Below are 11927 nucleotides of genomic sequence, written 5' to 3'. Positions count from 1 at the left end.
CTCTCCTGGCCTATGGACTTGTGGATAAGCCATTCTGAGAGTAAGGTGAATGAACTAACAAACCGGGAATAGCTCTTATTTTTCCTGAATTTTGTTCCAGATCCCCGGACCTAGCTAATAAACCCTATTAAAAAGACTAAGTATGAGATTAGATAGGCGGATAATAAGGCTGGCTGAATGAGTAGTACCAAAGCAGTAAGCGCAAGAAATATTAGCCCCATATTTTCTAAAGAAGGTTTAAATTTATGGAAAAAATTAGTAGAGCTAACTAATAAATAGACTAACAACAAGACTATTAAAGGCAAAACATAAAAAAATTGATAGATAACTTGCAAGGCTATCTGCTGTCCTGTAGCTAATTCTTGATTCGTTAACCATTGTTGGAAGACATAAGCCCAATTCATCACGCAAGTTTGTTGGTAAGCGTACACGGATAAGGAAAAGAAAAAAGTCCAAGTAAATAATAAATAAGGTTTTAATACTTGTTGTTTATAATATCGCACTACCAGGTAGAGGCTACTTAAAGCCACTAACACAGCAATAATCCTATACCAAGGCAGTACTTGGTAAAAAACGTTAGTTTGCATCTGCTGGACACAATGCACTAGTACAATTGCCGCAACAAACAAAATCCCAGTAAGAAATTGATTTTTTTTGCTATTTTGAATAAACAGTAGACCAAATAAACATAAGAGGCAAAATAAAGCGCAGGGATTAGCACTGTCTAAAAAGACAACAGCCATTAAATAATGCAAAATACTTGGCTGCTCTGTAACACTGGAATTGAACATATTAGCATTAGCCCAACGCTTAATGACATCAACCGAAGGCGTGCTTAGCTTACCTTGTTGCTCTATTTGTTGCTTACAATAATTCAAGGCATTCATAAGATCCTTGCCCGTAGTTTCAGCACTAATAAAACCCAACCAGCGTGTATTACAAAAAAATATGGAAGGAACCGCGAAATCACTAACTTTTTGCTCCGCTAAAAATTGGCTAAATAAGGTTAATGCTTCTTTATCTTGATTAATAAAATGACGCTGTACATGCAACCAAGGATTTTTAGGCTCAATTTCTTTAAAAAATTCATCCGCTTTGTGGCAGTGCGGACAGGTTGTTGAAAGGAAAAGCTCTACATTTAAGGTGGCCTGTTGCTTGGAATCAATGTTGTACCATGAAAAAGTGGATGCACTGGCGCAAATTTGCATGCTAAACAGAAAAAACAACATGAATCGAATTGTTGCTAACATAAATGTCCATCTTTTTAATTGTAAAAAGAATACTATAGCATCCCGTTTTTAATTTGAGGAAGTGTTAAATAAAATGATTTAGAAGAAGGCTTAGTTTAAATGGTGGATTACTCAGCTTTGTAGTAAGCGCACTGATTAATAGGAAATGAGCCCCATTCAAGATAGTGAATGGGGCAAAGCTAGATCTGAGGGCAAACTCGACTTTCGTGCCTCGAAGTAAGAGGCTTAGTTAACTACGCGCCAAGAACCATCAGCTTGACGGCAGGCTTTGCCGTAGATTTGTTCTGTTTTACCACCAATAACTGCCTTAGTGATGTATTCACGGCAAGGCTGAGAAGAGCGATAATAAGTACGCACAGGTTTAACGGTATAACGGTTACCACTATCAGGGTTCGACCAAACAACGGCTCTGCCTGTAGGTGCAGTCTCTAAAGCACGCTGCATTTCCATACGGTCTACTTTATCCATGGTTTTACCAATTTGACCGCCTAAATAAGCGCCTAATAATGCGCCCCCTGCAGCAGCCATCACTTTACCTGAACCACTACCAAATTGACTACCGATCAACCCACCGATAACTCCCCCACCAATAGTACCTACTCCTTCATTATTCATTGGTGCACAACCTACCAATAAAACTGAAAAAGATAAGGCTGCAACAGTTAATTTTTTCATTATAGTTCACCTGAATAAAAGTTTAGCAATAGCGGCTTATTCTACCATCAAGGACATTTATTATCCATAAACATTCATCTCAAAGAAGACGAGGCCTTTCTGTAATTTGACAAAGTAATTCATAAGCAATAGTCCCAGCGGATGCAGCAACACGCTCGACCGCAATCTGGGTCCCCCACAGCTCTACTGCATCGCCAATTTGTATTTCAGGATGCGCAGTTAAATCCACCGCCATCATATCCATAGAAACTCGGCCTATGATTGGAACTTCCCAACCATTAACCCATACGGGCGTATTGCTGGACAGATGGCGCGGATAGCCATCACCATAACCCACGGGAATGATTCCCACAATAGAGGATTGTTGACTATGCCAAGTACCGCCATAACCGACAAAAGAAAAAGGCGGATTATGATGGATGGCGGTAATTTCTGAAACAAAACGCATAACCGGTTTTAAACCCAAATTTTGTCCTGTTTGCTCAGAAAAGGGTGAAACCCCATATAACATGATCCCAGCCCTTACGGCATCAGCATGAGTTTCAGGAAAAGATAGAATGGCGGCTGAATTAGCAATGCTTCGCTGGCTTACGCCTGAGAGTTCAATCGAATTAAATAAGGAAATTTGTTGCTGGTTTTGCTCTCGCTCTGGCTGATCAGCACAAGCTAAATGAGTCATTAAACTTAGAGCGTGATTAACCCAAGAGCATTGTTTTAATTGCTTTATTACCCGCGATACCTCACTGGGAGGAAAACCCAAACGATTCATCCCAGTATTTACTTTAATCCATATGCTGACAGGTTTAGGAAGAGGGGTATTTAAAAGCCAATCTAATTGCCGCTGTTGATGAATAACACAGGGAAATTCTTGTTGGGAAACGAGCTGCCATTCTTCTGAAGTAAACACGCCTTCAAATAAAATGCATTGCGTTTTCATCCCCATAGCCCGGATGCTCATAGCCTCTTCAAGACAGGCCACCCCTAAAGCATCGACCTGCCCTTCTAAAACTGGAACCACCTTATTTAAGCCACAACCATAGGCATTGGCTTTAACCATGGTAATAAGTTTTTTACCCGGCGCCAAGGCTCTTATCTTAGCTATATTATGTAATAAGGCATTGGAATCAATGATTATTTGTGTCGGTCTAGACATTAATCCATTCCCTGATAGCCACCAAAGGCTAAGTCTTCAAAACGAGTATATTTACCGATAAAGGCTACCCGCACGCGTCCAATAGGACCATTTCTTTGTTTGGCTACAATAATTTCGGCAACCCCTTTATCAGGGCTGTCCTCATTGTAAACCTCATCCCGGTAAATGAAACAAATTAAATCCGCATCTTGCTCAATCGCTCCAGACTCCCTTAAGTCAGACATGACTGGACGCTTATCGGCGCGTTGCTCCAAGCTTCGGTTTAACTGAGACAGAGCAATTACCGGACACTGGAGTTCTTTAGCTAAGGATTTAAGACTGCGGGAAATTTCCGAGATCTCGGCGGTTCTATTATCCGCTCCAAACCCAGGAACTTTCATCAACTGGAGATAGTCCACCACAATTAATCCTACGGAGCCATATTCTTTAGCCAAACGACGTGCGCGAGCCCGCATCTCGCTGGGGCTTAAGGCAGGCGTATCATCAATAAATAAAGGAGCTTCCGAAAGCATATGGACTGCTGATGTGACACGAGGCCAATCATCATCCTCTAATTTACCGGTTCTAATACGATGCTGATCAATGCGGCCCAAGGAAGACATCATCCTCATGGCCAGGGAATCAGAGGGCATTTCCATTGAAAATACCAGAACCGGCTTCCCCGATTTAATAGCTGCATGTTCTGCCATATTCATTACAAGAGTGGTTTTACCCATGGAAGGACGACCGGCCACAATCACCAAATCAGAGGGTTGTAATCCAGACGTCATCTCATCTAAATCGGATAAACCTGTAGCCAGACCAGTAATCGCATCGCCACTATGGTATAAAGCATCGATTTTTTCTACTGCCCGCACTAAAATTGATTTAATGTTTTCAGGACCCCCATCACCCCCCGTTTGTTCACCGATAGCAAATACTTTACTTTCAGCAATGTCTAATAATTCGGGTACTTGACGGCCTACAGGGTTATAGGCGGAATCAGCAATTTCAGTGGCCACAGCAATTAATTGCCTTTGTACAGACTTTTCTCTAACAATATCAGCATAGGCTGCGATGTTGGCAACACTTGGGGTGTTATTAGCGAGCTCGAATAGGTAAACCTCCCCACCCGCATCATCCAATTCATTATGTGATTTCAATACATCTAAGAGAGTAACCACGTCAAAAGGTTGCTCTTTTTTAGACAAGGAAGAAATAGCTCTAAATAGAATCCGATGCTCTGTGCGATAAAAATCCGTATCACATAATTTAGAACTCACTTTATCCCAGGCATTATTATCGAGCATCAGACCACCAATAATAGCCTGCTCCGCCTCCGCAGAATGGGGAGGTCGCTTTAAAGGATCAATATTGGTTTTTTTAGGCGTTGAGGTATCGAGCATAGGACTAGGAAATCATAATAATATAGTGCATTGTATGCTAAAAGACGTATTTAAAAAAGTAATAAATAGTAGGTTAAACCTTGGCCTAACAAGTTTAGCTTTCTTTGACTTAACTGAGCTTTAATTTTTCATCTCAGCGATACCGGTCGGTGAATTTTAGTTCCTATTGATAAAAATGGGAAAATAGCAACCTAGACAAGATGTATGCAATTTCCCATTCTCATTTTCATTGCAAAAGGGAACAAAGAACCAGGGTTCTAGCGAACCCAAACTTGTGTACGGCCCAATAAAGAAACCCCTAAATAACCGCGTACATAAAGTTTATTACCTTTTAAAGTCACTTTTGCTTTGTACACTTTACCTGTTTTAGGATCGAGGATAGAACCACCTGACCATTCATTATCCCCATCTGCTTTAAGACCCCATAAAAAGGTTAAACCTACAACTTTCTTACCTTTAAAGGCTCCTGGGCAATCATGACACATACCAGTATCACCTGGTTGAGGAAATACTTTAACGATGGTACCACTTAGGTTGCCACCAGAATCAGAAATACGAACAATAGCTCGTTTTGCGCCGGTTTTATCGTCGATAGTTGTCCAAGTGCCTGCAGCGGAACCAGCAAATGCCAACGGCAAATAGCAACTTACTAAAAAACCACATACAGCCTTCCATAGTTTCATAAGGTTCTCCATAATGATCATCATTAAAAGCATAAGACATCATGATTTACTTTGCTATGTTTTTATTAGATTTTTTTCGCAGACGCCTTACAAATCACTCCGGTTTCAAATCTAGGGGCATAAAAAATTGTTCTAAATCGGCTTCCGTTAACGACATGGTTTGGGAGGCATCAGAGCTTAAGATACCATCCACTAAGAGTCGTTTGCGCTCCTGCATTCCTAAGATAGCCTCCTCTACGGTCCCTGCGGTAATTAATTTATAAACAAAGACAGGATTTTCTTGCCCTATTCGATGTGTCCTATCTGTGGCTTGATCTTCAACAGCCGGATTCCACCACGGATCATAGTGAATTACCGTATCTGCCTTAGTTAAATTAAGTCCGGTACCACCCGCTTTTAAACTAATTAGGAAAATAGGTATACTACCTTCTTGAAATTGTTCAACTAAAGCTTGGCGATTTTGGGTTTGGCCAGTTAGTTTTAAATAGTCATAATTTTTTGCACTGAGCTCACCTTCAATAAGTTGCAGCATGGAGGTAAATTGAGAAAAGATTAAAACTCTTCTTTTTTCTTCAACTAGGTTATCAACTAACTCCATTAACGTTTCAAGTTTAGCTGAAGTGCCATGTGCAATCTCTGCTTCTGGTAAAGACAATAAGCGTGGATCACAACATACTTGCCTTAATTTAAGTAATGCATCTAATAATAAAATATGACTTTTACCCAGACCTTGTTTAGCAATAGCATCACGCACTTTCTTTTCCATACTCATGCGGATGGCCTCATAGAGATCACGTTGTGCACCCACTAATTCAACCGTACGGGTCATTTCTGTCTTAGGGGGCAATTCCTTTGCAACCTGATTTTTTGTTCTTCTTAACATAAAGGGCTTGACGCGCCGCGCTAATAATTCGCGACGCTCATTGTCCCCCTGTTTTTCTATCGGCGATCGAAACCATAATCTAAATTGTTTACTATCCCCTAAAAGACCTGGCATCAGAAAATGAAATAAAGACCATAATTCACCTAAATGGTTTTCCAAGGGTGTTCCACTAAGACATAAACGATGAGCCGCTTTTAATTGTTGGATGACCTGGGTAGTTTTAGTGCGGGCATTTTTTATAAATTGCGCTTCATCTAAAATGAGATAGTAGAATGGATAGGCAATAAATTTCTCCTTATCCCGGTGGATTAGCCCATAAGTAGAGATAATTAAATCATAATCATCGAAATTATCCTGATGTCTGTCACTGCCGTGATAAATTAAAACCTTTAAATCAGGAGTAAAACGTTGGGCTTCAACAAACCAATTACCTACAAGACTGGTGGGAGCAATAATTAAGGCAGCCTGCGTTAAACGACCCTGCTCTTTTTCATGAAGTAAATGAGCCAAGGTTTGTATGGTTTTTCCTAAGCCCATATCATCAGCTAACACCCCATTAAAACGACTTAGCCGCAGGAATTGTAACCAGCTCAAACCATATAGTTGGTAATCTCGTAATTGCGCTTTAAGCCCTGCTGGTGCTTTAACTTCAGGAAGCTCTTTCATTTGGATTAATTGCTTTAATTCTTGGCGCAGTAATTCCGCTCCTTGCCAACGTGATTGAGTGGCAGCTAGGGCTAGTTCAGCCTCTTGCATGAGAATTAATTGATATTTACTAATCTGTAATTGCTGCGCTTCATTTATTTGTCGGGTGCCAAATTGTAATAAGAGCCGCACTAGTGGCTTAATCCGCCCCATCGTTAATTGCAAAGCACGCCCATCATTTAAGGGCAAGGTTACTAGTTGCTCATCGGGCAATAAATCAAGAGTACTTCCGGTATAACGTTGAATTAAATCAGCCACCAAAGGCACAATGCTCACTGGTTTGCCATCAACTAAGATACCTAATTGATAAGAGAAAAAGTCATTCGACTGCTCATCTAACTCGGAGTACCACTCAATATCATCAGAACTAATAATCTCACGATATAAAGGGCTTGCAAATTCAATCTGCCAACCTTGTTGTTTTAGTGCAGGAATGGCTTTACTATACAGCGCATCTAAATCAGAAAACACGCGTATACCTTCAAGGATGAAAAAGGCCTCATCCCTATCCCATTGACGCTCCTCCCAAAGCTCAGCAGGACGTAGAGTAATAAATTGATGCAATTCTTCTTTTTTTAAAGCTTCAAATTCATTATCCCGTTTGTATTCCAGCAAAGTATTGTCCTGTTCACGCATGACAAAAGCACCAAGCTCACTATGCGCAATCCTTGTACCGCCATAATCAAAAGCAAGTTTGGCGATAAAAACCGCATCTATTATTTCCTCTTCTTCATAAAGCCATGAATACTCTATATCCGCTTGATGAATACTATCTAAGATTAATATGGGCGTCGGTCTTTCTTCGATAAAATTTCTTTGTTTAAAGATCTTAGGCGCTGGAAACTCCGGACAAGTTGCTGCCATTTTTTCACTCAACAATTCAGCCTGCTCTAAGGGAATGGGAGGTGCGTCTAATAGATGCCGTAATTGTTTGGCGGGATAAGGTGTAAATAGACGGCCCATCTGCATCGCATTTTTATCAAAATACCAAGTCTCATCTAACAGGAGGGGCTCAAGGATTTCTCCGTCTTGAGTTAGCACTAAGCGTTGATTACCATTTGCAGCAAGAATCCATTGACAAGTCCCTGTTGACTCAACTCCCAACTCAAGCGCAACTTCGTCCTGATCTACAAAAAAAGCCCGTCCGGTAGAAAGAATTCGCGTTAACAGTTCACTGTTACGAATAACTAGCCCATCAAACCAACCGATCACTCCACATTTATATAAAAGTTGAGCTACGATGTCTTCATCTTCTTCAATAAAATGCAGCTTTTTAGATTCAGCTAAACTATTAAAAACAATTTTTTTGCCATAGCCTCCTTTTTTTAATAATTTGGCAAGTGCTAAACGGACCACTACCTTATGCTCATAACCATCTAATTTTAATTGCAATAAATAGGTAAGATGGTGAGTGGATGCCGGTTTGGCGGGCGTTTGCTGTTCTTCTTGAGCACGTAAATTTTTAAGCCATAGATCTAGTTTTCTATCGAGCCTCTCGGCGGATTGAGAGGGAGAATTAAGTAAGTCGCGATCTCTTAAGGCAAACAAACAGGCCGCTGCATGCTTACAGTTTTTTTGATGTGGGCAAGTGCATCGGGAAGGATTTCCTGGCCACGTTTTTAAATCCATATGTACATCGTAGATTTGGCTCGAGCTTCCCTTAACGCGACCTCGCAACAAGCCTTCACTGAAACGAATATTTAATACCTGACCTTTTAAAAAATATTCTTGCCCTCTCAGCAATATTTTTGACTCAAACGCCTCTGGCATTTTTGAGATTGCTTCATTTAGCATACAGTGAATTGATCCAAAAAAAAGGAGTTATTGTAGTCAATTTTTACCCTAAATGACAGTTGTATCTTGGGAATAGCCCTACTTTGTATTAAACTGCTTTATTATTAATTCTAAATAAATCCCTAAAACTATGCTCTCAAATACGCTTAAAATACTTATGGCTCAAATTAATCCCACCGTGGGGGCCATTCGTGAAAATGAAAAAAAGATCATTGAAATCATTAACAATAATCATCATACCCATCAGCTGATTGTCTTTCCTGAATTAGCGCTTACGGGCTATCCTCCGGAAGATTTATTGTTTCGTAAAGAATTTTATCAAGCAGTAGAAAACAGTTTGAAAAATATTCAAGCAGTAAGCAAAGATTGCTATGTAATTGTAGGTCACCCAAGTCTAGAATTAGAGGGCTGTTATAACAGTTTAAGTGTTTTTCATAAAGGCAATAAAATACGGCAGTATCATAAGCAAAACCTCCCCAATTATGAAATTTTTGATGAGGCGCGCTATTTTTTACCTGGCCCTCAAGACAGCTGTATCTTGACTATAGAAGGGCATAAAATAGGGATTCTTATTTGTGAAGACTTATGGCAAGAAGGCCCCGCGGAAGATTTAATCAATGAAGAGGTCGCCACGATTATTAGTATTAATGCATCCCCTTTTGATTATGACAAATATTTTAAACGCGAAGAGGTCATAAAAAAGTATACACAACAAGGGGTCAATATCATTTATGTCAACCAAATAGGCGGCCAAGATGAACTACTCTTTGATGGACAATCTCTCGCGATTGATAAACACGGTCTACTTTGCGCCCGTTCTCCCGTATTTATTGAAGATCTTACCACCGTGGAACTACAAAAAGAGAGTATGGGCGGGCCAATAGCCCCTCTTCTTGACATCGAAGAATTGATCTATAAAGCCTTAGTTTGCGCCACCAAAGATTATGTACAAAAAAATAAATTTCCAGGTGTTATCGTTGGATTGTCCGGCGGTATTGACTCCGCATTAACCTTAGCGATTGCTGTAGATGCTCTAGGGGCAGATAAAGTCCATGCGGTAATGATGCCTTCCCCTTATACTGCAGCAATGAGTAATGAAGATGCCTTAGCCCAAATAACAGCACTTAAGGTATCTTATTCAACCCTTGCCATTAACCCTATTTTTGAAACCGTCAATGCTACCTTAAAAGACGATTTTAAAGGATTCAAACCCGATTTAACTGAAGAAAACATCCAGGCACGAATTCGGGGGCTTTTATTAATGGCCTTATCCAATAAAACCGGGAAAATGGTGCTGACCACTAGTAATAAAAGCGAAAGTGCAGTGGGTTATGCAACCTTATATGGCGATATGGCAGGTGGTTTTGCTGTATTAAAAGATGTCTTAAAAACCCAAGTGTATGCCTTAGCCCATTACAGGAACCAGCAATCACCGGTTATTCCTGAACGGGTTATCACCAGAGCCCCTTCTGCTGAACTTAGAGAAAATCAAACCGACCAAGATAGTCTTCCTGAATATCCAATTCTCGATGCCATTATTGTAGGTTATGTGGAAAATAATTTAACTGCAGCAGAAATTGTGCAAGAAGGGTTTGATCCTGAGGTTGTTGATAAAATAATAAAACTGATTAAACGCAATGAGTATAAAAGGCGGCAAGCTGCTCCAGGTGCAAAAATCAGCCCGCGCGCCTTTGGCAAGGATTGGCGTTACCCGATTACAAATGGTTTTCAATAATCATCGGGGGAGTATCATCAAGCCATTGAGCCTTAGCAGGTTGATTGGCGCGATGAGCAAATAAAGTAGCCACAGCGGAATATTTACTGAAATTTAATTTTTGTACTTGCGGTTCCTCGGGTTCTGCTAGCTCTTCTACTGAGGCATTAGCGTCCACCACGGGTAGTTGTTTCCCTCGCTGAGCCAGGCAATGCTCTAATTCTTTGAAGGAGCTTAAGTCTAAACGCTTTACCTGGGAGGCCTCGACTAATTTAGGAGGGGTGCGATTTAATAAACAATTTTGTAATTTAATTTTAAAATCACCCATACCTAAGGCATTGGCAGTTTTTACCTGTAATAAGTGAGCTTTTAATTGCACTAAGTCTTCAGCGATGAAATCTTCTTGACTTGCTAAGAATTCACTTAATTCAGGGTAGCCCTCTAAATCAATGGGCATGGCCTTTCCTAGGGTGTTAATCCAATCAATAGAAAATTTACCCGCTTTACCCCGCACGACAAAAGCACTCGTTAACCCTTGCGTACAAAGTTGTTCATTACTGAGTTCTTCACCCGTTTTTGCCTGTTTAGGGTTGATTTGCACTTGAGTTTTTTCAAAAAAGGCATCGCGAATTTTTAGGCATTCTTTTTTAACTCGCTTGATCGATTCAGGGTTTAGCTTTTCTATATGTTCAATACCCTGCTTAATTAAATAAGTTTCTAATTCCTGACTTAGATTCAATGCGTAGGAAGTGCCATTAGGGTCTACCCAAAAAAGCTTCCACTGATCTCCCTTAATTAAGTGAAAGGCAATTTTTTTATACGGTACTGTTGCAGCATGTTGGGCGCTAAGCAGACTGCCCTCAAGTACGATATTATCTAAAACCCCATCATGCGTTTTTTGTAAGGCTAAACGACTTTGTTCTCGTTCAGCAATTAGGCGCTGGTTTACCTTAAATTCCCTGATGAAGCCATCCATTTTATTAAGGAGTAAGCGATCAAGACGTTTAATTACCGGCATCGCTGACTCATCATCTAAAGCTTCATAGCCAGGAACACCATTAATCAATTCTAAAAAGAGATGGTAATTAAACGAACCAACATTCCATTGGCCTTCAATCAATAAGTTTTTAAATAGCTCTAAACGCTTTATAGGGTCGGCTTCAATTTCAATATTATCGATGGCTTTTTGGATTACGGGCCCACGAGTACGGCTAAAATAATAAAACCATCCAGTGACATGTGTCTCAATGGGTTTATTATATTTTTCATTCGCTTGAATAATAGCATTTAGAAGTTGTTGCCGACCCTCCATAGTCTCATTGGCTATTTGGGTTAACATTTTTCCAGAAAATTCATCGAGGTTATCTAAAATGACTAATAGATTTTTTGTATCATTTGCTGGCATATCGAAGCTCCCTTTCATTATGCAATTTATTTATCTTAGCTTAATAATAATTTTAAACAAGTAGATCACTGATTAATCCTTTATTAATTTATTAAATCAATTTAGCAGAATGACTTACACACTAAGCATTTAAATTTATGTGAAGCCGGTATAAAGGAATCAGGGTCACCTCATGAAAAATTTTGAGATAAGATAGTGGTTAAAATAGAATCATCCCATCCAGCATTTTTTCTGAGCCGCTTAATAGATTGCCTTTTCATCTGATTTTTAGTTAATTGAA

Annotated in this window: 8 protein-coding genes; 1 reads left to right on the top strand and 7 read right to left on the bottom strand. The window is 39.9% G+C overall.

What is annotated here, in order from left to right:
• Positions 1-110: 110 nt before the first annotated feature.
• From ELY15_RS09825 to ELY15_RS09800, 6 genes are all read right to left on the bottom strand, one after another.
• Complete coding sequence (locus tag ELY15_RS09825) at positions 111-1250, bottom strand: hypothetical protein (RefSeq protein WP_127099497.1); 1140 nt, start codon at positions 1248-1250, stop codon at positions 111-113.
• 225 nt (positions 1251-1475) lie between these two features.
• On the bottom strand, positions 1476-1925 hold the full coding sequence (locus ELY15_RS09820; RefSeq protein ID WP_127099495.1) for an RT0821/Lpp0805 family surface protein: 450 nt from the start codon (positions 1923-1925) through the stop codon (positions 1476-1478).
• A 79-nt stretch (positions 1926-2004) separates the two neighbouring features.
• On the bottom strand, positions 2005-3078 hold the full coding sequence (gene alr, locus ELY15_RS09815) for an alanine racemase (RefSeq protein ID WP_127099494.1): 1074 nt from the start codon (positions 3076-3078) through the stop codon (positions 2005-2007).
• Positions 3078-4463: a replicative DNA helicase gene (gene dnaB / locus ELY15_RS09810; protein WP_127099493.1), complete on the bottom strand. Its 1386-nt coding sequence runs from the start codon at positions 4461-4463 to the stop codon at positions 3078-3080. Before dnaB ends, alr begins: the two co-directional genes overlap by 1 nt.
• 257 nt (positions 4464-4720) lie before the next feature.
• Positions 4721-5146, bottom strand: coding sequence for a DUF2147 domain-containing protein (locus ELY15_RS09805; protein WP_127099492.1), 426 nt, complete (start codon positions 5144-5146; stop codon positions 4721-4723).
• 94 nt (positions 5147-5240) lie between these two features.
• Positions 5241-8528: a DEAD/DEAH box helicase gene (locus tag ELY15_RS09800; RefSeq protein ID WP_127099491.1), complete on the bottom strand. Its 3288-nt coding sequence runs from the start codon at positions 8526-8528 to the stop codon at positions 5241-5243.
• A 157-nt stretch (positions 8529-8685) separates the two neighbouring features.
• Between ELY15_RS09800 and ELY15_RS09795 the strand changes: the two genes are divergently transcribed.
• Positions 8686-10263 carry an NAD+ synthase gene (locus tag ELY15_RS09795; protein ID WP_233586612.1) on the top strand — a complete coding sequence of 526 codons (1578 nt, stop codon included), beginning with the start codon at positions 8686-8688 and terminating at the stop codon, positions 10261-10263.
• On the opposite strand, the gene ELY15_RS09790 is transcribed toward ELY15_RS09795, so the two are convergent.
• On the bottom strand, positions 10244-11647 hold the full coding sequence (locus tag ELY15_RS09790) for a hypothetical protein (RefSeq protein ID WP_127099489.1): 1404 nt from the start codon (positions 11645-11647) through the stop codon (positions 10244-10246). The two genes, ELY15_RS09795 and ELY15_RS09790, sit on opposite strands and share 20 nt — an antisense overlap.
• Positions 11648-11927 lie beyond the last annotated feature (280 nt).

The organism is Legionella sp. km772, from assembly GCF_003989735.1.
GTDB lineage: Bacteria > Pseudomonadota > Gammaproteobacteria > Legionellales > Legionellaceae > Legionella.
Note: the sequence above shows the minus strand (reverse complement) of the source record. Positions and strands in the feature narration are given on the sequence as shown.

Bases quoted from the DNA above. Each gene is read 5' to 3' on its own strand.
- ELY15_RS09795 (WP_233586612.1), top strand. From the start codon at position 8,686: ATGGCTCAAATTAATCCCACCGTGGGGGCCATTCGTGAAAATGAAAAA.
- ELY15_RS09820 (WP_127099495.1), bottom strand. From the start codon at position 1,925: ATGAAAAAATTAACTGTTGCAGCCTTATCTTTTTCAGTTTTATTGGTA.
- dnaB (WP_127099493.1), bottom strand. From the start codon at position 4,463: ATGCTCGATACCTCAACGCCTAAAAAAACCAATATTGATCCTTTAAAG.
- ELY15_RS09790 (WP_127099489.1), bottom strand. From the start codon at position 11,647: ATGCCAGCAAATGATACAAAAAATCTATTAGTCATTTTAGATAACCTC.
- alr (WP_127099494.1), bottom strand. From the start codon at position 3,078: ATGTCTAGACCGACACAAATAATCATTGATTCCAATGCCTTATTACAT.
- ELY15_RS09800 (WP_127099491.1), bottom strand. From the start codon at position 8,528: ATGCTAAATGAAGCAATCTCAAAAATGCCAGAGGCGTTTGAGTCAAAA.
- ELY15_RS09805 (WP_127099492.1), bottom strand. From the start codon at position 5,146: ATGAAACTATGGAAGGCTGTATGTGGTTTTTTAGTAAGTTGCTATTTG.
- ELY15_RS09825 (WP_127099497.1), bottom strand. From the start codon at position 1,250: ATGTTAGCAACAATTCGATTCATGTTGTTTTTTCTGTTTAGCATGCAA.